This window comes from Marinomonas communis, assembly GCF_004363305.1.
In the GTDB taxonomy this organism is placed as follows: domain Bacteria; phylum Pseudomonadota; class Gammaproteobacteria; order Pseudomonadales; family Marinomonadaceae; genus Marinomonas; species Marinomonas communis.
The window spans coordinates 227,398-249,967 of the sequence record NZ_SNZA01000003.1; the positions used below are offsets into that span (position 1 = coordinate 227,398).

21 protein-coding genes are annotated in these 22,570 nt (G+C 46.9%); 7 read left to right on the top strand and 14 right to left on the bottom strand.

What is annotated here, in order from left to right:
• Window position 1: 1 nt before the first annotated feature.
• On the bottom strand, window positions 2–1,108 hold the full coding sequence (locus C8D85_RS10075; RefSeq protein ID WP_133562278.1) for an efflux RND transporter periplasmic adaptor subunit: 1,107 nt from the start codon (window positions 1,106–1,108) through the stop codon (window positions 2–4).
• 150 nt (window positions 1,109–1,258) lie between these two features.
• Complete coding sequence (locus C8D85_RS10080; protein WP_133562280.1) at window positions 1,259–2,320, bottom strand: GGDEF domain-containing protein; 1,062 nt, start codon at window positions 2,318–2,320, stop codon at window positions 1,259–1,261.
• A gap of 261 nt (window positions 2,321–2,581) precedes the next feature.
• Between C8D85_RS10080 and C8D85_RS10085 the strand changes: the two genes are divergently transcribed.
• Together C8D85_RS10085 and C8D85_RS10090 are read left to right on the top strand one after the other, a co-directional pair.
• On the top strand, window positions 2,582–3,193 hold the full coding sequence (locus C8D85_RS10085; protein ID WP_228190793.1) for a COG3904 family protein: 612 nt from the start codon (window positions 2,582–2,584) through the stop codon (window positions 3,191–3,193).
• Between the two features lie 18 nt (window positions 3,194–3,211).
• A complete protein-coding gene (locus C8D85_RS10090) occupies window positions 3,212–3,508 on the top strand; it encodes a DUF1289 domain-containing protein (RefSeq protein ID WP_133562282.1) in 297 nt (98 codons plus the stop codon).
• Here the strand turns inward: C8D85_RS10090 and radA are convergent.
• The 4 genes from radA to glnK all read right to left on the bottom strand — a co-directional run bounded on the left by radA (window position 3,505) and on the right by glnK (window position 8,291).
• On the bottom strand, window positions 3,505–4,890 hold the full coding sequence (radA, locus tag C8D85_RS10095; protein WP_133562284.1) for a DNA repair protein RadA: 1,386 nt from the start codon (window positions 4,888–4,890) through the stop codon (window positions 3,505–3,507). The genes C8D85_RS10090 and radA overlap by 4 nt on opposite strands.
• Before the next feature lie 85 nt (window positions 4,891–4,975).
• Window positions 4,976–6,511, bottom strand: coding sequence for a bifunctional GNAT family N-acetyltransferase/carbon-nitrogen hydrolase family protein (locus C8D85_RS10100; RefSeq protein WP_133562286.1), 1,536 nt, complete (start codon window positions 6,509–6,511; stop codon window positions 4,976–4,978).
• A 140-nt stretch (window positions 6,512–6,651) separates the two neighbouring features.
• Window positions 6,652–7,914 carry an ammonium transporter gene (locus C8D85_RS10105; protein WP_133562288.1) on the bottom strand — a complete coding sequence of 421 codons (1,263 nt, stop codon included), beginning with the start codon at window positions 7,912–7,914 and terminating at the stop codon, window positions 6,652–6,654.
• Window positions 7,915–7,952: 38 nt separating this feature from the next.
• Complete coding sequence (gene glnK / locus C8D85_RS10110) at window positions 7,953–8,291, bottom strand: P-II family nitrogen regulator (RefSeq protein ID WP_133562290.1); 339 nt, start codon at window positions 8,289–8,291, stop codon at window positions 7,953–7,955.
• Between the two features lie 463 nt (window positions 8,292–8,754).
• Here glnK and C8D85_RS10115 point away from each other — a divergent pair, with 463 nt between their 5' ends.
• Complete coding sequence (locus C8D85_RS10115; protein WP_133562292.1) at window positions 8,755–9,000, top strand: accessory factor UbiK family protein; 246 nt, start codon at window positions 8,755–8,757, stop codon at window positions 8,998–9,000.
• Between the two features lie 19 nt (window positions 9,001–9,019).
• On the opposite strand, the gene C8D85_RS10120 is transcribed toward C8D85_RS10115, so the two are convergent.
• Entirely contained in the window at window positions 9,020–9,235 is a 216-nt protein-coding gene (locus tag C8D85_RS10120; protein ID WP_133562294.1) for a TIGR02450 family Trp-rich protein, read from the bottom strand.
• A gap of 101 nt (window positions 9,236–9,336) precedes the next feature.
• Between C8D85_RS10120 and C8D85_RS10125 the strand changes: the two genes are divergently transcribed.
• A complete protein-coding gene (locus C8D85_RS10125; protein WP_133562296.1) occupies window positions 9,337–10,854 on the top strand; it encodes a YifB family Mg chelatase-like AAA ATPase in 1,518 nt (505 codons plus the stop codon).
• Window positions 10,855–10,919: 65 nt separating this feature from the next.
• Here C8D85_RS10125 and C8D85_RS10130 read toward each other — a convergent pair whose 3' ends face one another.
• The 5 genes from C8D85_RS10130 to C8D85_RS10150 are packed head-to-tail and all read right to left on the bottom strand — an operon-like array spanning window position 10,920 to window position 16,694.
• The gene (locus tag C8D85_RS10130; protein WP_133562298.1) at window positions 10,920–13,022 is read right to left on the bottom strand and encodes a TonB-dependent siderophore receptor; all 2,103 of its coding nucleotides are present in this window, start codon (window positions 13,020–13,022) and stop codon (window positions 10,920–10,922) included.
• Window positions 13,023–13,060: 38 nt separating this feature from the next.
• The gene (gene fecE, locus C8D85_RS10135; RefSeq protein ID WP_133562300.1) at window positions 13,061–13,831 is read right to left on the bottom strand and encodes a Fe(3+) dicitrate ABC transporter ATP-binding protein FecE; all 771 of its coding nucleotides are present in this window, start codon (window positions 13,829–13,831) and stop codon (window positions 13,061–13,063) included.
• A 2-nt stretch (window positions 13,832–13,833) separates the two neighbouring features.
• The gene (fecD, locus tag C8D85_RS10140; protein ID WP_133562302.1) at window positions 13,834–14,793 is read right to left on the bottom strand and encodes a Fe(3+) dicitrate ABC transporter permease subunit FecD; all 960 of its coding nucleotides are present in this window, start codon (window positions 14,791–14,793) and stop codon (window positions 13,834–13,836) included.
• Window positions 14,790–15,788, bottom strand: a complete 999-nt coding sequence (locus C8D85_RS10145) for an iron chelate uptake ABC transporter family permease subunit (protein WP_133562304.1) — start codon at window positions 15,786–15,788, stop codon at window positions 14,790–14,792. The genes fecD and C8D85_RS10145 overlap by 4 nt, the downstream gene beginning before the upstream one ends.
• Window positions 15,789–15,797: 9 nt before the next feature.
• Window positions 15,798–16,694, bottom strand: a complete 897-nt coding sequence (locus C8D85_RS10150; protein WP_133562306.1) for a Fe(3+) dicitrate ABC transporter substrate-binding protein — start codon at window positions 16,692–16,694, stop codon at window positions 15,798–15,800.
• 300 nt (window positions 16,695–16,994) lie between these two features.
• On the opposite strand from C8D85_RS10150, the gene C8D85_RS10155 reads away from it, so the two are divergent.
• Complete coding sequence (locus C8D85_RS10155) at window positions 16,995–17,936, top strand: bile acid:sodium symporter family protein (protein ID WP_133562308.1); 942 nt, start codon at window positions 16,995–16,997, stop codon at window positions 17,934–17,936.
• 21 nt (window positions 17,937–17,957) lie between these two features.
• On the opposite strand, the gene C8D85_RS10160 is transcribed toward C8D85_RS10155, so the two are convergent.
• The gene (locus tag C8D85_RS10160) at window positions 17,958–19,232 is read right to left on the bottom strand and encodes a sensor histidine kinase (RefSeq protein WP_211342174.1); all 1,275 of its coding nucleotides are present in this window, start codon (window positions 19,230–19,232) and stop codon (window positions 17,958–17,960) included.
• Window positions 19,232–19,909, bottom strand: coding sequence for a response regulator transcription factor (locus tag C8D85_RS10165; protein WP_133562310.1), 678 nt, complete (start codon window positions 19,907–19,909; stop codon window positions 19,232–19,234). Before C8D85_RS10165 ends, C8D85_RS10160 begins: the two co-directional genes overlap by 1 nt.
• 134 nt (window positions 19,910–20,043) lie before the next feature.
• On the opposite strand from C8D85_RS10165, the gene C8D85_RS10170 reads away from it, so the two are divergent.
• Together C8D85_RS10170 and C8D85_RS10175 are read left to right on the top strand one after the other, a co-directional pair.
• Window positions 20,044–21,093: a glycosyltransferase family 2 protein gene (locus C8D85_RS10170; RefSeq protein ID WP_133562312.1), complete on the top strand. Its 1,050-nt coding sequence runs from the start codon at window positions 20,044–20,046 to the stop codon at window positions 21,091–21,093.
• Window positions 21,090–22,538: an ArnT family glycosyltransferase gene (locus C8D85_RS10175; RefSeq protein ID WP_244936988.1), complete on the top strand. Its 1,449-nt coding sequence runs from the start codon at window positions 21,090–21,092 to the stop codon at window positions 22,536–22,538. The genes C8D85_RS10170 and C8D85_RS10175 overlap by 4 nt, the downstream gene beginning before the upstream one ends.
• The last annotated feature ends 32 nt before the right edge of the window (window positions 22,539–22,570 follow it).

Consider the following 22,570-nt stretch of genomic DNA (forward strand, 5'->3'; position numbering starts at 1 on the left):
CTTAGATTCCTCGCTCACGCTTCCATGGACGTACTTTCTGATTCGCGGTCAAACCATGCACTCCAGCCGCAACGACTTGCTCACCTGGATTAATACCAGAAAGGATTTCAATACTGTCTTGGGTCATGTCGCCAAGCGTCACTGGACGTGGGGTAACGGTGCCTTGCTGTTCGTTGTAAACCCAAACAATACTCTGGCTGCTTCCTTCCGTACCTTGGTGACGCATGACGGCTTCAATAGGAACCGTTATATGAGTTGGCTGACCACTGATCTTGCTGATGTCCAAATCGACAGTAGCGGTCATGCCTGGTAACAGGTTGATGTCGGCCTTATCGGTATTTAGTAGTGAGATCGTCGCGTCGTAAGATTTCGTTGTACTGTCTGGCGTGGTGCGATGCTCTTTGTAGACGCCTTCAAAAGTTTGAGATGGAACAGCATCGATAGAAACCGTTGGGTGGTATTGCAAAGCAACCTTTTGAATATTCGCCACTAAGCGCTCAGGAATTTGGAATTCAACATCCATTTGTTCAATGTTTTGAATGTGCAAAATAGTTTGTGTCGCGCCAACGTACTCATAGTTTTCAATGCTTAACGATGCAATGACACCATCATACGGAGCACGTAATACACTGTAATTTAACTGGTTTTTCGCGCTTTCAAGAGCGTTTGCCGTTTGGTCTAAAGTGGCTTTCGCTTCATCAAATTGTGCTTGGGTGGTCGCTTTGCGAGAGAGCATTGTCTTGATGCGATCGAACTGCGCTTTGGCCAGTTTGTAGTTGGCTTCGGAGAGCTCCACTTGCAACTGGTAATCGGTCGGATCCAGCGAAGCGAGTACTTGCCCGCGTTTGACGCGCTGACCTTCTTTTACATCTAGCTTGGTGACTTGCCCGCCAACACGGAAGGCTAGGTCCGCTTCATCACTGGCTTTTAGTTCAGCAGGGAAGTGTCGAATGCTGACTAAGTCCGTCGCATCTACTGTAAACAGTTTGACAGGGCGAATGACCGCTTCTGTCTGTTGCGGTGTGTCTTCTGAGCCGCAAGCAGTCAGTAGTAATGCGCTTGTTAAAGCAAGCACGATTGGCTTAAAGCCTAGGAATGGGCGAACCATGAATCCTCCATGAGAAGTGGAATAATTGAACAAGAATAACTCGATTTTATATCTATTCTTGAGCGTTATGAATTTGCGAATCGCTATGCAAGATATTCTCCTGGGTTATTTCTTGAACGAAAATACCTCTATTTTTAGTTATAAGCCCGTTTAAACATGGATCTCCTGGCTTTTAACCTGGAAGCGGCCGCTGTCTTTGGCTTGATACAAAAAGGTGTCCACTCTTGCTATTGCATGATGAATAGGTTCATTTTCAATGATCTGAATCAGACCGAAGCTGCAGGTAATAGAGCGATCTACCCCCTGAACTTTCACCATTTCGGGGATCTCTAGACATAGCTCATGAAGTAGCTTCGCAGCCTGTTCTAGTTCTGTTGTAGGGAAGATAAATAGAAACTCCTCGCCTCCCCAACGACAACTTGCTGCAGGTGATTTAATGCGCTGTTTCAGTATTTTACTCAATGAAATCAATACATTATCGCCAATCTGGTGGCCAAATCTGTCATTGATTTGCTTGAAATGGTCGATGTCAGCTAAAGCGATACAAACTGGTTGAGAGTCTGCAGCACAGCTTTTTAAGTATTCCATGCCTCGACGCCTATTCATCAGGCCTGTTAGCTCATCTGTTTCCGCTTGTTGTTTCATGTTCGCTACGTTGTGCAGATAGATCAGCCGGACTATGGCAGCAATAATGATAAAAGGGATGCTTGCTAAAATGAGATTAAAGACAAATAGCGGGGTATATAAACTGAGATACTCGCTCTTCTCAAAAGGGGCGAAGAGGTTTAATAACAAAAGAGGAAACAATATCATCCCGAGACACACGTAGCTGGCAACGTTATTACGTGCTGGAATAACACACATCAGTAATACCGCAGGCCATAGGTACAGATGAAACCCTGCGGCAATACCAAGCTCAATGGTCGCGATGGCGGCGTGAGAAGATATTTCTAATGCAATCAGAAGAATGCTTTCTCGATATCGATGTAGTATGGTCAAAATGATGGATATCGCCCACGCGACAACGCTAATAACGTTGACAAGAGCAAGCCAGGGCAAGTCTACGACTAAAAATAAGAAAATAAAGCAAACATGTGCGATCAGCCCGTTGATATTGATAAGCTGTAATGTGGTGGCTTCATCATCGATAATGTGATGACTGCGCTTTCTTAAGTTGTTAAATGCTGTACTTATGATGTTGGTACCTGCCATACCTACACCTCTTTTGTTATCACTATGAGTACTGCTCTGGTCAGATAAGTGTAGTCGTTTTTGGCAAGCTAAGTAGATTGTCGTAGAACTGTATTAACTTTTACACATATATATTCAAACTTGGCACACTGTTGACAGTGCTAAGTTGAAAAGCGAATAAAATAGCGTTTGTTGTTCTCTTCCTTAGAACGTCGTATTCAAATAGCTGTGGTGAGTAGACTGCGAGACACTTATCACTTCTGGATTAAAGGAGTTAAGTCAGTGAAATCAGCAAACCCTATGCGTTGTATTCTTGGATTGGGAGTATGCATGGCGATATTGGTGGGATGCAGTGCAAATCCTTCCCAAGGTAAGATTCCGCCAGCAAATATGGATAAAGATACATTGTCTCTGTTTGTGGAGGACAATACCTTGTACCTCTCGGGTGTGCTGACCTCCCAACTCCCCTCACAGCTTAAATCTGTTTTGACTGAACATCCTAATGTGACGGATGTTGTTCTAGTGGATGTACCTGGTTCAACAGATCAATTAGCCGTTATGGAAGCAGCACGTATGCTACGCTATTTAGAGATGAAGACTCATATCGCGCAAACGGGTTATGTGCTATCAGGCGGGGTAGATTTATTTCTCGGAGGGGTGGAACGTACGATTGGTGCAGGAGCTGGAGTAGGGGTTCACTCTTGGCGTGATACCCAAGACTGGGGAGATGAAGTCAATCTAAATGACCCAGTTCATGCCAGTTATCTAAATTTCTATCTTGAAATGGGCGTACCTGAACGCTTCTATTGGTTCACATTAGATGCGGCGCCAGCGGAGCGAGTATACTTTTTATCTCCCGAAGAAATATACGATTATCAACTGGTTACCGATTAAACTAAGTGGAGGGCAGACATGGAGCAAATCGAACTATTTAGCATCGAAAGTCCATGTCGCGGTGTGTGTGAAAACAGCCATAAAGGCTATTGCAAAGGCTGCTTGCGAAGTCGAGAAGAGCGATTTCATTGGCATGAGATGAGCGAGGTTCAAAAACGCCACGTCATTCAACTTTGCCGAAGTCGCTGGCAGCGTATTCTGAAAGCTCGGCAAGATCGCTTGTCCGAGCAAGAACACGTCGTAGACAAAGAGCTCCCTTATGGCATGCAAAAGGAGGATTTGCCTGACTTGTTCAGTACTCCTGTTACTAACTAGCCAAAGATCGCCTCTAAAGCCTCCGATAAGCGTTCGACCCCTACCACTTCCATGCCTTCAATTGGCTTTTTAGGGCAGTTTGATTTGGGTACCACGGCTCGTTTGAAACCATGTTTAGCCGCTTCACTGATACGCTCTTGGCCAGAAGGGACTGGGCGAATTTCTCCAGATAAACCCACTTCTCCTAAGACCACTAAATCGTGGGGTAAAACTTGATCCCTAAAGCTTGAAACAACCGCAGCAATGGCAGCAAGATCGGCTGATGTTTCTAAGACTTTGACGCCACCGACGACGTTCAGATAAACGTCTTGATCAGAGGTGAGCAAGCCTCCATGCTTGTGAAGTACTGCTAACAGCATCGCTAAGCGGTTATGGTCAAAGCCGACGGTGACGCGGCGTGGGTTACCAAAAGCTGAGTCATCCACCAGAGCTTGCAGCTCGACCAATAGCGGGCGAGTACCTTCCCAGACCACCATGACAAGGCTGCCAGCGGCAGGATGTTTTGAACGATTCAAGAAGATCGAGCTTGGGTTTTTGACTTCTCTTAAACCATTTTCCAACATGGCAAAGACGCCCAGTTCATTGATTGCACCGAAGCGGTTTTTCATACCGCGAAGAGTACGAAAACGTGAATCTTCTGAGCCTTCTAGTAGCACAGAACAGTCGACCATATGTTCTAGTACTTTTGGTCCAGCTAAGGTGCCATCTTTGGTAACGTGACCAACAAGCAGTACAGTGGTTTGAGTTTGCTTGGCAAAACGTGTCAGTACCGCTGCACTTTCACGCACCTGAGATACGCTGCCTGGTGCGGATTCGATGCCATCCAAATGCATGACTTGGATCGAGTCGATGACCATGACTTTCGGTTTAACCTGATCCGCCACCGCCATGATGCTTTCTACATTGGTTTCAGAAAGCATTTTTAGGTTTTTTGTGGGTAAGCCTAAACGTTGCGCCCGCATCGCCACTTGCTGCAAGGATTCTTCGCCAGTGACATACATGGCGCTTTGTTGCTGTGCTAGCCAACACATAGTTTGTAGAAGCAGGGTACTTTTCCCGGCACCAGGGTGGCCACCGATCAACACCACACCACCCGGTACAAGACCACCGCCTAATACGCGGTCAAACTCGCTGGCCCCTGAACTAAAGCGCGGCACATCTCCCAAATCGACTTCCGATAAATCTTGGATGCCAGTCGTCGCACCAGCATAGCCTTGGCGACGGGTATCGCTGGTCGCGGCGACTCGAGCAGAGGTTTTAGATGAGCTGACTTTGAATTCTTGTAGGCTGTTCCAAGCGCCACAAGCTTGGCATTGCCCCTGCCATTTTGCGTAGTCGGCACCACACTCGTTACAAACAAAAGCGGATTTTGCTTTAGCCATGAGTTGTTATCCTATTCAGACAAAACGGCCGAGATGAATATCTCGGCCGTTGAAGTGAACGATCTTATGACAAGATAGTAACACACTAAACGGAAGGCGTGGTTTTCCAATCGATGCTGTAAAGATCCAAACGACGGTCTTTCAAGTTGTTCACCGAACCTTCGCTACGAACAAATTTAAGCTTGTCCAAATCAAGGTCTGAGAACATCAGCATTTCGGTATTCGGTGTCGTTTCTGCCATCACCGCATCGTGTGGGAATGAGAAGTCAGAAGGAGAGAATACCGCCCCTTGAGAGTACTGAACATCCAAGTTTTCCACCTGAGGTAAGTTGCCACAACTACCACAAATCACCACGTAACATTCGTTTTCAATGGCACGAGCTTGGGCACAACTGCGCACACGTAGGTAGCCATTTTTGGTGTCTGTCCAGAACGGAACAAATAGAATGTCCATATCTTGCGATGCAAGGTGGCGCGCCAATTCAGGGAACTCCACATCGTAACAGATCAAAATACCAATGCGTCCCGCGTCAGTGTCCCACACTCGCACTTCACTACCACCTTCAATGACCCAGTCACGGCGTTCATGCGGTGTGATGTGAATCTTACGTTGCTCCTCGATGGTGCCATCACGGCGACATAAGTAGCTGACGTTGTACATGATGTCATCTTCAACCACTGGCATTGAGCCAGTAATGACATTGATGTTGTAACTAACGGCAAGCTGCGACATCTCGCTGACAAAGCGTTCGGTGAACGAAGCTAAGAAGCGAATGGCTTCTGTTTGGTTGGTTTGATCCGGTGCAAGCCCCATCAATGGTGCATTAAAGAACTCAGGGAAAAGTGCAAAGTCACTCTTATAACTTGAGAGTGCATCGATAAAGTACTCAACTTGCTTTAGTAGCTCTTCAACGCTGTCAACTTCACGCATCTGCCATTGCACGGCACCGATTCGAACTTGTGTTTTACGATACTCTAAAACAGTCGTTTCAGGCTCGTAGAAGATGTTTTTCCACTCAAGCAATGTTGCGTAGCCGCGAGACTTTTCATCTTCAGGAAGGTACTTAGACAGCAGTCGAGTTACCTGGAAGTCGTTAGACAGCTGGAACGTCAAAATAGGATCGTAAATTTTGCGTTTATCGACTGCTTCCAAGTATTCTGCTGGGCTCATGCTGTCCGCATGCTGGTAATAATTTGGAATGCGCCCACCCGCTAGAATTGCAATTAAGTTCTCTTGGCGACAAAGCTCTTTACGGGCTTCGTAAAGGCGACGGCCTAGGCGGTAACCACGATAATCGGGATCGATCAGTACATCCAGACCGTATAAAGCATCCCCATTTTCATCGTGGAAAATACGCTCACGCTGATCAACAAGATCATCGTATGTATGAGGGTTACTGAAACGCTGGTAGTTCACTTTAACAGACAAGGCGATACCAACGATTTGGTCGTGGTCAACCAAACAAATTTGCCCATCAGGAAGGTCTTTGATCAGCTTGCGGATGGTGTGTTTCGGCCAAGAGCCGCCAATGTCGTGATAAACACGATCCATCAAGGCTTTTACTTGTGGGTAGTCATCCAGTGTAAGGTTGCGGATCTTTAAATGTAGATCTTCCAACATACCGTCTCCATAAAGGTGAAAAAGTTAGTGCCACTATAGCGTATTTACGGGCTGGTTTTGCACAATTGTTGTGGCGCAAATATGAAAAAACCCTCGCCATGGCGAGGGTTCTTCAGAAAGGTTAAATAATCAGGTTAAGATTATTTTTTGAATTCTGGGTATGCTTCCATACCACATTCAGAGATATCAACACCTTCGTATTCTTCTTCTTCAGAGACACGCACACCCATGATTGCTTTGATTGCTAACCAAACAACAAGGCTTGCTGCGAATACCCATACGAAGATTGTTAGAGCACCAGCGATTTGACCGCCGAATGATGCACCGTCGTTAGTTAGAGGTACTGCTAGAAGACCCCAAAGACCTACAACACCGTGTACAGAGATGGCACCTACTGGATCGTCGATTTTTAGCTTGTCTAGAGTAAGGATAGACACAACAACGATCAGACCACCTACAACACCGATTAGCGTAGCGCCAAGGGCAGAAGGCGTAGAAGGCTCAGCAGTGATGGCAACAAGACCTGCTAGCGCACCGTTTAGAAGCATTGTGAGGTCAGCTTTACCGAATAGGATACGAGCAAGTACTAGTGCACCTACCGCACCACCCGCTGCTGCAGCGTTAGTGTTTAGGAACACCATAGCAACAGAGTTAGCGTTTGCGATATCACCTAGTTTAAGAACAGAACCACCGTTGAAGCCGAACCAACCCATCCATAGGATGAATGTACCTAGCGTTGCTAGAGGAAGGTTAGCACCAGGGATCGCGCGTACTTCACCGTTAGGACCGTATTTGCCTTTACGAGCGCCAAGTACTAGAACACCTGCAAGTGCAGCTGCAGCACCAGCCATGTGTACGATGCCTGAACCCGCGAAATCAGAGAAGCCCATGTCGCCTAGGTTGTACATACCAAATACGTCTGCACCGCCCCAAGTCCAAGAACCTTCAAGTGGGTAGATAACACCTGTCATTACCACTGCGAATGTTAGGAAAGCCCATAGTTTCATACGCTCAGCGACTGCACCCGATACGATAGACATTGCTGTTGCAACGAATACCACTTGGAAGAAGAAGTCAGAAGCGCCAGAGTAGATAGAACCGCCTTCGAAGCCACCTTCACGGCCAGCGAAGTCAGTAAGAGTTGAAGCAACGTCTACGTCTTGGATACCAGATAGGAACCAAGTGCCGCCGTACATGATTGCGTAACCACAAACCAAGTACATGATACAAGAGATCGCGAATAGCGCGACGTTCTTAGTTAGAATTTCAGTTGTGTTCTTAGCGCGTACAAGGCCTGCTTCTAGCATTGCAAAGCCCGCCGCCATCCACATTACTAATGCACCGCACACCAAGAAGTAGAAGGTGTCCATTGCATACTGTAGGTGAAAAATTTGATCTTGCATGTTTCGCCCCCCTAAAGGCTAATTAATACGAGCAACAATTAAACTGCGTCTTCGCCAGTCTCGCCGGTACGAATACGAACCGCTTGCTCAAGATTAACAATGAAGATTTTACCGTCACCGATTTTGCCTGTGTTGGCAGCGTTCGAGATGGCCTCTACTACTTGGTCAGCCATGTCGTCAGAAATAGCTAGCTCAATTTTTACTTTTGGCAGGAAGTCCACAACGTACTCTGCACCGCGGTACAGTTCAGTGTGTCCTTTTTGACGTCCGAAACCTTTAACTTCTGTTACGGTAATACCTTGTACACCGATTTCAGAAAGTGCTTCGCGAACATCATCCAGTTTGAATGGCTTGATGATGGCAGTGATAAGCTTCATACCCACAGTCTCCTCAATTAAGTCTGTCTTATGTCGTATCGCAGGTAACAAGCTATATTCAATATGTGTGCCAGCTTCTGATTGAGATGCCTGAAAAACTGTCTAGCCCTTGTCTGGTAAGGGTTGTAAAGAATGTGTGACATTTTTTGCGCATTTGCTTCACGAAGTGGTGCACACATTATGCTGGTGCGCTCGCTTTAAAATGGTGCGATTTAGTGTCATGTGTTGAATATTGAAGAGCGTGCGAAACTATTTAGTTGTTTTAGTTGGTTTTACAGGATAATTAACTGCCCTAATGGTGTGCGATTTTATAGATTGGACGAGCTTTTTAAGTTCAGGGTATTGCGCTAGTGCACAAAAACGACGCATTGACCAGTCGATGTTTAATCTAGAAATGTGTAAAGACGCGGGGCTGTAGAGCCATTATACTTAGCGCTATACCAACATGAACGATGAGGAAACTATGATCGATCAATTCATTAAGCAATTAGGGACTGGCCTAGAGCAGGCTGCCAATACATTAGGTAAACTGCCTGCTGAAGAGATTCAAACTCAGCTTCAGCAAGTTGCGAAAGACACGCTTACTAAGATGGATCTGGTCACGCGAGAAGAGTTCGAAGTACAAGCCGCTATGTTGCAAAAGTACCGTGAAAAACTGGCACAACTTGAGGCGAGACTGGCTGAACTTGAAGACACTGAGTCGAAGTAACTGATTCAGATTCGATGGGCTACTTCCAGCCTTGTTGCCAGAGATCATCAAGCAGTGTCTGCCACGATAGTTGATAAGCATTCTTCGTGTAAACTGCTTCAAGAATAATATCGGTAACTTGCTCATCTTCGTTACGAATCAATTCGGTGACGATAAAATGCTTCTCTTTGTTCTTCGGGCGAGTCGCTGTCCACTTAGAGAGCAATAATTTATTTGGATTCAACTTTTTGGTCATGACTACTTCTGTTAGATAGTTAGTTTTGTAAGAGTGAACTCGCGTAAGGATACGTGCAGGATTAAAAGTTGGATGCGTTGGCGAATCATCAAGGAGAGATTATGAGCCTAGCAACGATCTACAGTCGTGCCCGAGTCGGGGTGTCCGCCCCGTTGGTCACGGTGGAAACACATATTTCTAATGGTTTACCTTCTTTAAATATCGTCGGTTTACCTGAAGCAGCGGTTCGAGAATCAAAGGATCGCGTTCGCAGTGCCATCATCAATAGTCATTTCGAATTCCCTTTACGACGCATAACGATCAACCTTGCTCCGGCGGATTTACCCAAAGAAGGGGGACGCTATGATTTGGCCATTGCGATCAGTATTTTATTGGCCTCGGGTCAGTTAGGGGAGATCCAACTGCGCGACACGGAATTCATTGGCGAGCTTGCTTTGTCTGGTGATCTAAGGGGCGTAACAGGGGTATTGCCATCTGTGATGGCAGCAAAAGAAGCACAAAGAAAAGCCATTGTGCCAGCTGATAACTGTAACGAAGCGGGACTTGTGGATCACGAAGTCTATTTTGCGAATCACCTAACCCAGGTGACGGCTGCATTGATCAAAAGTGCTACGCTACAGCGCTGCTCCGTTGATGTCTCACAAACTAGAACGGTCAATACCTTAAAAGACATGGCAGATGTTAAGGGACAATATCAAGCAAGACGGGCATTAGAAGTAGCCGCGGCCGGGTCACATAATTTACTTTTTATCGGCCCGCCAGGCACTGGGAAAACCATGTTGGCTTCTCGATTACCAGGCATTATGCCAAGGATGACCGAGTCAGAAGCCCTTGAAGTCGCTGCGGTTCAATCTGTATCGGGTCGTAAAATGGGAGTGGACTGGCATTGGTCTGAACGCCCCTTTCGTAGCCCGCACCATTCTAGCTCCGCAGCAGCTTTAGTGGGGGGCGGCTCTATGCCCAAACCAGGGGAAGCCTCCCTTAGTCATTGTGGCGTACTTTTTTTAGATGAGTTACCAGAATTCGACCGTAAGGTCTTAGAAGTATTGAGAGAGCCCCTTGAAAATGGCGAGGTGCACCTTTCTAGAGCCAGAGGTCAGATGTCTTATCCCGCGAGGTTTCAGCTTGTCGCTGCCATGAATGCAAGCAATGAAGCATACAGTGGTGGTGCGGATTACTATCAGTCCAGCGCTAGCCAAAAATACCTACGCAAACTATCCGCACCGTTTTTAGATCGTATCGACCTGCATGTAGAGGTGCCGCCTTTGCCTACGGATGTATTGGTGAATCAAACTGAAGTGGGTGAACCCAGTGCTGCCGTGCGAGAGCGAGTCGAGGCGGCAGTGACCCGTCAGCGCACGCGACAGGGCGTGCAAAATGCCCATTTAAATGGTCGTGATTTAGAGCGAATTTGTGCTTTGAGTGATGACGATAAGAAATTTATGCAGCAAGCATTAGAGCGCTTAAAACTCTCAGCAAGGGCCTATCATCGAGTACTGCGGGTGGCATTAACGTTAGCCGATTTAGAAGGTAAAACCGTTGAGCGTAAGCACTTAATGGAGTCACTAAGCTACCGCAAAATGGAGAAAACCCTCGCCGCGGTGGTAGGCGGCGCTTAATGTTTCTCAAGCAAGTGAAGGTGCTAAGAGTGTGTGGCGCAGGCCACACACTCTTGTAAGACTCTTTAGAAGTCGTATTGTGCGCTTAGGTAAATGCGGCGGCGCTCGCCTAGGTTCGAACCGATGTTGCGGTTAAAGCCAGAGGTAGCGTACACCTCATCTGTTAGGTTCTTGATCGTGGCTTGTAAGGTCCAAGCATCGATCTGTGTTTGCCATGTCGCATCATAAACCGTGTAAGGTTTGACCTTTTGGTGATCGCGATTGTACTGCTGACTAACGTACTCAGCGCCTACGGACACAGACGAAGATAAGCTCGGCAGGTCGTAACGTGTCCAAAGACCTAATTGATGCAACGGTGAGTTCGAGAAGCGACGTGAATCGCCCGCAGCAAATTGAATGCCGTCGTCTGCATTGGCGTCTTTGATAACTGTGTCGTTGTAGGCATAGCTTAAGTTTGCTACCCAACGATTGGTAATATCTGCCAACACATCAATTTCCGCTCCTTGACTGCGCACTTTACCTAAAGCGATCAATAGATCGCTGTCATTAGGATCTTCTTGCAAGATGTTCTCACGAATAATGTGGTACACCGCAAAGTTTACATTCAAGCGATTATCTAACCAATATGTACGAACCCCAGCTTCCATCTGTTGGCTTTCTTCTGCGTCAAATGGCCCGCCAGAAGAGGCTTGCTGATCGCTCGCACTTTGTGGCTGGTAACCAGTTGAGAAAGAAGTGTAAGGCTTAATGTGCTGATTCAGCTGGTAAGTGGCACCTACACGTGTGTCGACACCTTGATCTGAGTAATCGGCATTGTTTGAACTATTGGTGTTATCAACGAAGTCTTGATCAAAGTAATTAAGACGTACGCCAGCAACTAGGTCTAACTTCTCTGTTACAGCCCACTGGTCTTGTAGTAGTAACCCGATTTGTTGCGAAACCGTACTGTTATTTTGGACTAGCGACATACTATAGGCACTGGTATCCGCATCATACACTGGGTTCGCTAAACTTAACGTGTCTGGATTGTTGGAGCGGTAATATAAGTAATCATAAGTATTACGGGTGTAATCGGTTCCGACTAAGATCGTATGATCGTCCAAATCAAACACTAGATTACTCGATAACGTGACGCCTTCATTGGTACGTAACTGATCACGGTATTGGCGACGGATAGCATCGTCGACACCGTCGTTATCTGTATCGGTTAAACCGCGTGATTCATGGTATTTCTGAGCCTCTTCACCTTTAAAATAGCGCAGCCCCAAGTCCCAAGAGACGTCCTGAGTTAAGTATTGCTCTAGCTTAGCTTGGAATGTCTCGGCGTCTAATGCTTGGTAGTCGCCCGGCTCATTCGCGTTCCATGAATCGTCTGCTAAGAAGTTGCCATCATCGTCTGTTGGGATACCACGAAGACGAGCACCATGAAGTGTTTGATCAATATTAGTGTATTGCACGGTGAGCGTAGAGTCGTCGGAAATGTCCCAAGCGTAGCCAAGATCAATGTTTTGATTGTCTTGGTCGACGTTGTTGCGATAAGAGCCGCTTTCATCCTGATATAGAGAGATACGGTAACGTTGGCTCGCATCTTCGTTCACAGGACCAGAGCTTGAGAACTGAGCTGAGTGGTAATCCTTATTACCCGCGCCAAGTTTGATAAAGGTTTCAGGCTCATAAGTCGGTTTTTTGGAAACGTAATTAATAACGCCGCCAGGCTCACCAGCACCATATAAAGCACCAGCAGGGCCTTTGATAGCCTGCACTTCTTCAACGTTGACTAGCTGAGGAACCGTGAAAAACTCTTTGTAAGGGTTGCCGCGCATACCATCGTAGAGTTGCTCATCTTGGTGAAAGCCACGGAACGTCACGGTAGAAACATTATCTTGTGATACACCTGAAATAGAGCGATATAAATCGGTTACTTGATGAGCGGCTTGATCTTCAATCAATGTTTCTGTCAGCACTTGTACCGACTGTGGTGTTTTGTCGATTTGCGTATCCGTTCGCGAGCCAATCGTCGCGGTTTCTTCCTTGTAATGTGATAGGGCACGTCCTGTGACAATTAGAGTATCGAGCTGCTCATCTGAAAGGTTGTCGTTGTCATTACTCGCCGCCATCAGAGGAACTGACAGAAGCAATAGACTGGAAGAAAGGATCGGATATTTCATAATGCCTTAGTCTTTATGGATTAATATGAAGGGGGAGATCAGTCTTCCACCACACACATTGGCGTGTTGGAGACAGGATCTCGGTGAATTTGTGCTTGCAAAGAAAATACGTCTTGGAGCATGGCTGAGGTCAGTACCTCTTCAGGAGAGCCTTGATATTTCAGCTCACCGGATTTCATTACCACCAGATGATCGCAATAGCGTGCAGCTTGGTTGATATCGTGCAGCACGGTAATGATGGTTTTGCCCTGTTGATTAAGCATCTGCAGTTGATGCATCAATTCCACTTGGTGGTTGATATCCATGTAAGTGGTAGGCTCATCGAGTAACAGGTAAGGCGTGTCTTGCGCTAAGACCATGGCCAGCCAAACGCGCTGACGCTGCCCGCCGGACAATTCGCTGACCAGTTTTTCTTTAAGTTCGAAAGTGCCTGTCTGCTGCATCATCTGCTCAACGATCTGATGATCTTGCTGGCTAAGTTTTCCCCAAAAACCGGTATAAGGGCTGCGACCATAGGCGACCAAGTCTTTGACCTTAATGCCCTCTGGGATGGGTTGTGTTTGCGGCAGCAGTGCCAGTTCTTTCGATAATTGTTTCGAAGGGTAATGATGTAAGTTTTTGCCTTGCCAGTGAGCTTCACCAGACATCGCCGGTAAGATGCGCGCAAAGCATTTTAATAAGGTCGATTTACCACAACCATTGGGTCCTAACAGAGCGATGAACTTTCCATCGGGCAGTGTTAAATCCATCTCTTTAACGATCGTTTGACCATGGTAGCCAACACTGAGTTTATGAGCGCTTAGAGACATAATTACTTCATCCTCAACAGGAGCCAAAGGAAATAGGGCGCACCAATAATGGCGGTTAGAATACCCGCAGGCAGTTCAATCGGCGGATCTAGAGTTCGTGCCGCTAAATCCGCAGCGAGTAATAAACAAGCTCCGGTTAACATGGTGGCGGGCAGTAGTGGTTGATGGCGACCGCCCACTAATTTGCGCGTTAGATGAGGCGCGACTAAACCAAGAAAACCAATCGGGCCACAAATTGACACACAAGCAGCGGTTAATGCCACGGCAATCGCAAGCGCAAGAAGTCGCAAGTGCTGTGGTCTGGCACCTAAGCTGATGGCGCTGTCATCACCAAGATCGAGCAAGTTCAAGTATTTGCTCAGCCCTAACGCCAGAGGGATAAGCACAAACCATGGCAGTAAGGCTTGCAGTTGTGCCCAGCCACGGCCCCATAAACTACCGGTTAACCACAACAAGGCGTTGTTGATTTCTAGTGGTTTAGTCAACATTAGAAAATCAATACAGCTGGCCCAAAGTGCGGCCAGCGCCACCCCAGTGATAGCCAGCTTAATGGCACTGCTGCGGGCACCACAGAGATACCAAAGTACCAGCGCTGCCAAAATCCCCCCTGCCAAAGCCACTTCAGGCAGCCATCTCGTTGATGCCTCACTAAAGAAAGTCATATAGCAAACCGCTGCTAGACCAGCCCCATGACCGACCCCTAAAACGTCTGGTGAAGCGAGGGGGTTACGGATGACCCCTTGAACTAATGCGCCAGAGAGCGCAAGTCCCGCTCCGACTAATATGGCTAGAAAAATACGCGGCAGACGGTATTCGTAAATGGTGAAGTGATTCTCTGAACTGGCGTATAGCCCTTTCCACACCTCCTCTACAGATAGCGAAACGGCCCCAAACATGAGATTAGCTAGGGCAAGGAGCAGCAGAGTGATTACAGCAATTGGAAAGAAACGTTGTGCGGTCATAGGGTTCGCTTTCGCACTAAATAGATAAAGAAGGGCGCACCGATCAATGCCAAGATGGCTCCCGCTGGGGTTTCCATTGGGTAGCTGATGGCTCGGCTCAAGGTATCGGCTAGTGTCACCAGCGTCGCTCCGAGTAACATGGCGACTGGCAAGAAAATACGAAAGTCTTGCCCTACTAATAAGCGCGCCATATGTGGAACGATTAAGCCAATAAAGCCAATGCTACCGACAGCACTAATGGTGGTGCCTACCAGCAGCAATACTAGAAAACTGCCAAATAGTTTACTGCGCAAAAGATTGGCGCCTAGGTTGCGGGCATGCTCTTCGCCCAATTGCAGAAGGTTCAGAGAAGGGGTCAACAAGAGCGCCCCGAATAACCCTGCCAGTGCAAAAGGCCAATAATGCTGCCAAGTTTGCCAACGTGCATCGGCAAGGCTTCCCGTTAACCAAGTTAGCACCCCTGCGGCTTGATCTTCCTCCATAATGACAACCGCTTTGGTCAATGCGGCACACAGAGCGGAAATGGCCACACCGGCTAATACCAAGCGTCCATGTTCGTTGCCACCGATGCGCCAACTGTTACCGAGTAACATGACCAACAACCAAGCAACACCGCCACCTATCATGGCGGCGAGAGATGTACTCAATGCGCCATAGAGGATAGGTAAAGTCGAAACCAGCGCCATGCCTAACGCCGCACCAGCATTGATACCAAGTACTGATGGCGCAGCCAGAGGATTACGAGTGAGGCCTTGCATAATCGTACCAGCCGTCGCTAGACAAGCTCCGACAAACATAGCGGTGAGCAAGCGTGGCAGACGAAGATCTTGCACAATTCGATGACTAATGGACTGGCTGTCAAAATGCGTCAGACTGAGCCAAACATCTTGTGCTTGAATGGGAATAACGGACCATGCAAACAAATTCCACCATCCTAATAGCAATAAAAGGATGGCGGCTAAGACAATGGTCAACCCATAAAATGGTCGGGTCATAAGAATGGCTTAAGGCTTGTTAAATATAGTGAGCAGATCCTTTGCCATGTGCTCTGCAGCCATGATGCCGCGACAGCGTGACCAAACGTTTGGATTGACGGAGTAAATATGCTTGTTTTGAACGGCTTGCAACACTTGCCACAGCGGCTCGCTTTGCCATTTGTCGACAATGCTTGGCTGTGTGTAATGACCGACAATGAAGTAATTTGGGTTAATCGCCAGTAGCTGCTCTAAGCTCGTTTGACGATAGGCTGAATCATCACGATCCGATTGCGGTGTTTGCATGCCTAGAGCTTGGATAACACCACCAGCATAAGAATCTGCGGTATGAAGAAACAGGGCATCTGCTCGTGCTACGCCAAATTGGACGGTGGCTTGGCTGGGAAGTTGCTTAGCCATATTAGCCATCTTGTCGCGGTGAAGCGCGAGTCGCTCTTGCATCGCCTGTTCTTTGCCAACGATTTTACCAATGATGGCGGCCGCTTTTAGATTGTCTGAATAAGTCTCACGGCGCGATGGCAAAATCAGCGTTGGCGCGATTTTCTTTAAGTCATCGTAGACCGCTTCATGTCTAGAAATATCGGCAATAATAAGATCAGGCTTTAACGAAGCGATCACTTCTAAGCTAGGTTGTGAACGTGTACCGACTGACTGCCAATCGCCGATGATGTCACGAACTTCTGGTAAAACGCGGTTTTTGTCTTTGTCATCAGCGATACCAACAGGGGCAACGCCTACCGCAGCCAACGCGTCTGCAAATGAGAATTCCAATACCACGATTCGTTGTGGCGCATAGTCTAATGAGAAACTGCCTTTACTGTCTTCGACTGTGACAGCGTGAACGTTTGTAGCAAGTAAAACACTACAAAGAAGCAATCCTAGTTGTTTAAACGTGGAAATCAGCATAATCAAACGGCTCTTAGCATAATAAATTCAATGTATGATAATGTTTCTCATATGCGCTTAAAAGCAAAAATCATTATTACATTAGTTACAATATAGTGATTCAACGTTTTTTGTGGTCAGAACCCGCCATACCACGGGCGATTAGCTGGGTGAACTAAGGATAAAACAGGGAAGACATAGCCCGAAGAATGTTGATGCAATGTAACAATATGTAAACTAGCGGGCCTTAGTAGCACTGCTGTGGGGCGTTTTGCCAAGGTGCTGCTTGGATTCTAATAATAACGATTGGGAGACCCCTTCATGATTATCCAACTGTTTCCAGTTTGGGCGGTTTTGTTGTCCGCTTTAGCTATGATTCAACCAAGTTTTTTTATTGATTTTAAAGGGTATATTTTACCTTTACTGATGATCATTATGCTGGCGATGGGCTTGACCCTAAGTGCCAGTGACTTTAAGCGTGTCGGTAAAAATGGCAAAGCCGTTGCCGTCGGTGTTCTACTGCAGTTTTTAGTCATGCCAATTACCGCATTGTTGATTGCCACCATGTTTGGTTTTGATAGTGAATTGACCGTAGGGATGTTGTTGGTCGGCAGTGTGGCCGGCGGCACATCTTCAAACGTGATGTGCTACCTCGCAAAGGGGGACACCGCTTTGTCTATCTCTATGACGGCTATCTCGACCTTGCTAGGAGTAGTGCTAACACCTTTATTGGTTTCACTGATGATTGGTACGAGTGTCGACGTCCCCGTTCAATCTATGTTGATCAGCTTGGTGAAAATTGTATTGATCCCAGTGGCGTTAGGGGTGTTGATTAATACCTTCGCTCACCAATTAGTGCGCAAAGCTGAGTTTGTTTTACCCTACGTGTCCATGTTTGCGATTGTGTTTATTATCGCTATTGTGGTTGCGCTAAGTTCGGAGAAAATTGCCGCTGTGGGCGCTTTGGTGGCTGTAGCAGTGATCTTGCATAACGGTATCGGCCTGACATTAGGTTACTGGGTAACTTATGCACTTGGTTTTGATAAGAAAGTGTGTCGCACCATTGCGTTTGAAGTTGGCCTACAGAACTCTGGCTTGGCTTCCGCGTTGGCGGTTAAATTCTTTACACCGGCTGCGGCGCTACCTGGATCAATTTTCAGTGTTTGGCACAATATTTCAGGCTCTCTGATTGCAAGTTACTGGAGTAAAAAGCCAACTCATGTGCAACCGGAGCAATCACAAACCGCTGCCGAAAGCCTGTAATACTTAGTTTTCAATTAACGCTTATTCAAGTGTTATGACCGGTAAGCGGAGGGTGGCTTCACAGCCACCCTCCATGCGGTTTCTAATAGAAAATCCCCAGCCGTATCGTTGACATAAGTCCTGAACAATCAGTAGACCTAAGCCATGGCCTGTACTGTTTTCGGACGGGGCATATCCTTCACCTTCATCCGTTACAGTGATACTGGTATCCGTCATGCTGACGGTGATGTCGCCTGAGCTTGAAGCGGCGATGCTATTGCGTAATAAGTTACCGAGTACCATTTCCAAGATCGCTGGTGTCGCTTGCGTCATAGGTGAGCCATGAATGTCGGATCTTAGCTGCAATTTTTTAGCGTCTGCTTGGGCTTGATTCTTTTGCACTATGTTGAGTATTTCGTTTGCCTCGATCGTGCGCAGAGGGGCATTTGTTTGACTTTTCTCATAGCGTACCAAGCCAAGTAAGGCATCCACCATGGTCAGCATTTGCTCGGTGGCATGTTGGATCCTACCTAGTTGGCGCTTGGCGAATGGGGTGCTGGTTTCTTTTGCCAACAAACTACTAGAGCCTTTCATGACCGTAAGAGGGGTCCTTAACTCATGGCTGGCGTAACGGGCGAAGGCTTGTTCCCGTTTAATAAGTTGATCCATCTCTGTGCGGTATTGGTTTAGCGTTTGAGTCAGCGTTTGGAACTCTTGGGCAGCGCCACTTGGAACTTGGAAGGCATGGTGAATATTACCTTGGTGTTGTTCAAGCTGTTCACACAAATCGTTTACGGGACGGATCAAGCTTTTAGAAATGCGCGTTAAAATAGCGGTAAACGCGCCAATCAAAAGTACGACTAAGCCAAGGACAATGGCGATAACATTAATGAATTCTTGTTGTGTGATTTCTATTTCTTCAATGCGAGATACTAAGATCAGTTGCTGTTCAGCACCACGTAAAGTGAATGTGGTACTTAGAATCATCCTAGAATCTTCACCTTCCCCTGTTTCTCCTAAAAAATCGCCTTGATCCTTTAACTCAGTTTGCAATGCTGCGGGTACATCCTGCCAACCATGAAAAGCGGAGGTCAGGGTGTCGAGTTGGACGGAGGTTTCCTTTGGGTGGGCCAAGAAGTACTGAATGGCCTGCTGTTTATCAATCATAATACGTCGTTCACCGACGCGATCTTCTGACCAGGTCAGAACTAAGCTGATCAGTGCGACACAAAAAATACCCACTACAATGGCGACTAGGGTAAAAAACACCGCCAGCCTACCCGTCATACTTTTGGTGTTTTGAAAGAAGGATGGCATTACTGGTCGCCCTCTAGGTAAAAACCAATTTTAGGTCGAGTTTTTAAGATTTGACTCTCAAAGGGTTTGTCCAATTGACTACGTAGCTGATAAATATGGCTGCGTAAAACGTCTTGGCTGGGCTTGTCTTCTCCCCAAAGCTGATAAGCCATTTCTTCCTTAGTGACTAAATTTGGTGCGGCTGATACCAGCATTTTTAGCAGGGTAAAAGTAGTTGGCGTTAAAACGAGCAGCTTTCCTTGACGGTAGGCCTTACCTGTTTTGAGGTGCAAGGTGATATCTTGATAGTGTAATTCGTTGGCCGCCACAGCACCTGAATGGCGGCGCATCAAAGCTTGCATGCGAGCTTGTAAAATTTCTAGGTCGAAAGGCTTAGTCAGATAATCGTCTGCACCGACGTTCAATCCTTGGATTTCGTCCTTTTGACTGTCCATGGCGGTCAACATCAATATCGGGGTGCTATCTCCTGTTTCACGTAAGCGCTGGCATAGGGTAATACCGTCGATACGGGGCAGCATCAAATCCAGCAAGATAAGATCAAATGTGTTCTCTAATGCTAGCTTTAGGCCTAGTTCACCATTGTCTGCGTAATCCAGCTCCAAGCCATTGTATTCAAAAAAATCAAATAGCATACCGGCTATTTCTCGGTTGTCTTCGATGAGTAAAACCCGCGGCACAATCATTCTCCAAATACTGGCGTGGCTGAGTTAATTATGGCCAGAAAAGCGTGAAAAAAACGTCAATAACAAGTTATTCACAGCACCTTTTTTAGACTGAGTGAACTTTGATTCCATCAGGAGCCGACTCAGCCATGTCATCCCATTACAGTGCACAAATTAAGAGGGGCAAAATAGCCCCTGTGTCCAGCCGTCCGTTAGCCATTACCTTATCAGTGATTGTACCGTTTTTTAATGAACAAGAGGTGTTGCCAGAATTTCATCGTCGATTAACAGCGGTGCTGAAAACAATGCCTGACAGCAGCGAGATCATTTATGTGGATGATGGAAGTTCGGATCAATCCCTCAGTTTAGTGAAACAGTTTAGTTCACCGAATAGTCATGTGCGTTGTATCGCATTGAGCCGAAATTTTGGCAAAGAGTGTGCGATGAGTGCTGGCCTTGAGCATGCAAGGGGCGCAGCGGTGATCTTGATCGATGCCGACCTACAAGATCCTCCAGAATGTATCCCTGAGATGGTTGCTGCATGGCGTGCGGGAGCGGATGTGGTCAATATGAAACGCTCTTCACGTCTAGGGGAAAGCTGGTTTAAGCGCACTTCCGCCGCTCTGTTTTATAAATTGTTAAACCGGTTGGCGGCATTGGATATTCCAGAGAACGTTGGTGACTTCAGGTTGCTAAGCGCCCGAGTGGTGGAAAAGCTTAATCAGTTGCCAGAACGAAACCGCTATATGAAAGGGCTCTTTAGTTGGCCTGGTTATCACCAAGTGACGCTAACATTTGAAAGAGATGCACGCTTTTGCGGTGAAACAAAGTGGAATTTCTTCAAACTGTTAGGCCTAGCAATGGATGGCTTAACCTCCTTCTCCATTCGTCCACTTCGCTTGGCTACCTGTGCTGGTGCACTCACGGCAACCATGGCATTTATTTATGGCGCTTGGATTGTGTTTAAGACACTGGCTTATGGCGATCCCGTTTCAGGGTATCCATCAATGATGGTGGCAATGTTGGCGTTGGCAGGTGTTCAGTTGTTGGCTGTCGGGCTGCTAGGCGAGTACATCGGTCGTATCTTTATAGAAGTGAAGCAGCGCCCCGTGTATTTAGTAGAGTCTATGACGGAGCAAGCACCATCACTTAAGCAAACAAAAGGAAGCGCATCTTGGGCAGTGGAGAGTGCATCATGAAAATGACTTTCCGTGAAAGCCATCTTTGGATGATTTTGGTGTTTGCCTTGCTACTGCGCTTAGTGTCGTTGACGACCTACCCACTGATGGACACCACCGAAGCTCGCTATGGTGAAATGGCTCGTCTTATGGTCGAGACAGGTAACTGGCTAACGCCACAGTTTGATTACGGCATACCTTTTTGGGGTAAACCGCCGCTGTTTACTTGGATGAGTGCCTTAGGCATAGAAACGTTTGGTTTAAGTGAATTTGCAGTGCGTGCTCCCCACTGGCTGGCGGGCGTCTTAACCATTTTGCTGATGGCATGGATGACGAAGCGTGTAGGGTTTAATCCTCTGATTACCGCGGTTGTGTTGGCGACGTGCGGTATTTTCTCGATTTCAGCCGGTGCAGTGATGACCGACATGGCTCTGACATTATCTTTGACAATGGCCATGATGGGCTTTTATTTCGCCTGGTTGGGAGGTGAAAAACAGCGTTTATGGGGGTATCTAGGCTTCTTTGGTTTGGCTTGCGGTTTACTGGCTAAGGGGCCATTAGTGTTAGTGCTAATGGGGCTCGCGGTAGGGCCATGGCTATGGTTACAGCATGGCTTTATTGGTGCATTCAAAGTGTTGTGGCAGCGCTTTCCTTTGATCAGTGGTATGGGATTAATGCTGGCCGTTGCGTTGCCATGGTACTTACTGGCAGAGCAAGCAACACCAGGCTTTTTAGACTATTTCCTCGTTGGTGAGCATTTTAAGCGCTTTGTTGTGAGTGGTTGGCAAGGTGACTTGTACGGCTCAGCACACGATGAGCCTCGCGGTATGATCTGGTGGTTTTGGTTACAAGCGGCATTTCCATGGTCGTTTGTTTTGCCCATCTTAGTGTTATTGCGCCGCTTAAAGCTGGCTCAATGGATCAAGCATGAGAATGGTCTATTTAGCTTTTTACTCTTGTGGCTGGTCTCGCCTATGTTGTTGTTCACCATGGCAGGCAACATATTACCTGCCTATGTTTTGCCTGGTATTCCTGCGCTAGGGGTGCTGATTGCTATGCTATTTGAGAAGCGTGATATCAATTGGTTGTCTGGCGTATCAATGGTGTTGCCACTACTGCTGATGATTATGATGCTGGTGTTGAATATGGGCAAAGCGGACAGCCGCAGTGATCGAGTGATCTTTTCGAAAATAAAAGACGATGCGCCTGCTTTTTACATTAATAGTCGTCCTTTCTCTGGTCAGTTTTACAGCCACGGCCAAGCTAAGGTGATAGAAAGCCCTGATACGATCAACGATTTGCCGCACTTTCATTTGATCGGTCAAACCAGTGAAGTAAAAACATTTATTCAGCAGCAGAAGCTTAATTGTAGTGCAGACTTTAAAGCGCCATCAGGTAGGCAGCTTTTTGATTGCCAAGAAAGCAATCAAGAAAAGACGCCGAATCTTGCTTTGATATTTCCCTAAAGGCATAAACCAATCGCACTGACTGGTGTAGA

Bases quoted from the DNA above. Each gene is read 5' to 3' on its own strand.
- C8D85_RS10075 (WP_133562278.1), bottom strand. From the start codon at position 1,108: ATGGTTCGCCCATTCCTAGGCTTTAAGCCAATCGTGCTTGCTTTAACA.
- C8D85_RS10080 (WP_133562280.1), bottom strand. From the start codon at position 2,320: ATGGCAGGTACCAACATCATAAGTACAGCATTTAACAACTTAAGAAAG.
- C8D85_RS10090 (WP_133562282.1), top strand. From the start codon at position 3,212: ATGGAGCAAATCGAACTATTTAGCATCGAAAGTCCATGTCGCGGTGTG.
- radA (WP_133562284.1), bottom strand. From the start codon at position 4,890: ATGGCTAAAGCAAAATCCGCTTTTGTTTGTAACGAGTGTGGTGCCGAC.
- C8D85_RS10100 (WP_133562286.1), bottom strand. From the start codon at position 6,511: ATGTTGGAAGATCTACATTTAAAGATCCGCAACCTTACACTGGATGAC.
- C8D85_RS10105 (WP_133562288.1), bottom strand. From the start codon at position 7,914: ATGCAAGATCAAATTTTTCACCTACAGTATGCAATGGACACCTTCTAC.
- glnK (WP_133562290.1), bottom strand. From the start codon at position 8,291: ATGAAGCTTATCACTGCCATCATCAAGCCATTCAAACTGGATGATGTT.
- C8D85_RS10115 (WP_133562292.1), top strand. From the start codon at position 8,755: ATGATCGATCAATTCATTAAGCAATTAGGGACTGGCCTAGAGCAGGCT.
- C8D85_RS10120 (WP_133562294.1), bottom strand. From the start codon at position 9,235: ATGACCAAAAAGTTGAATCCAAATAAATTATTGCTCTCTAAGTGGACA.
- C8D85_RS10125 (WP_133562296.1), top strand. From the start codon at position 9,337: ATGAGCCTAGCAACGATCTACAGTCGTGCCCGAGTCGGGGTGTCCGCC.
- C8D85_RS10130 (WP_133562298.1), bottom strand. From the start codon at position 13,022: ATGAAATATCCGATCCTTTCTTCCAGTCTATTGCTTCTGTCAGTTCCT.
- fecE (WP_133562300.1), bottom strand. From the start codon at position 13,831: ATGTCTCTAAGCGCTCATAAACTCAGTGTTGGCTACCATGGTCAAACG.
- fecD (WP_133562302.1), bottom strand. From the start codon at position 14,793: ATGACCGCACAACGTTTCTTTCCAATTGCTGTAATCACTCTGCTGCTC.
- C8D85_RS10145 (WP_133562304.1), bottom strand. From the start codon at position 15,788: ATGACCCGACCATTTTATGGGTTGACCATTGTCTTAGCCGCCATCCTT.
- C8D85_RS10150 (WP_133562306.1), bottom strand. From the start codon at position 16,694: ATGCTGATTTCCACGTTTAAACAACTAGGATTGCTTCTTTGTAGTGTT.
- C8D85_RS10155 (WP_133562308.1), top strand. From the start codon at position 16,995: ATGATTATCCAACTGTTTCCAGTTTGGGCGGTTTTGTTGTCCGCTTTA.
- C8D85_RS10160 (WP_211342174.1), bottom strand. From the start codon at position 19,232: ATGCCATCCTTCTTTCAAAACACCAAAAGTATGACGGGTAGGCTGGCG.
- C8D85_RS10170 (WP_133562312.1), top strand. From the start codon at position 20,044: ATGTCATCCCATTACAGTGCACAAATTAAGAGGGGCAAAATAGCCCCT.
- C8D85_RS10175 (WP_244936988.1), top strand. From the start codon at position 21,090: ATGAAAATGACTTTCCGTGAAAGCCATCTTTGGATGATTTTGGTGTTT.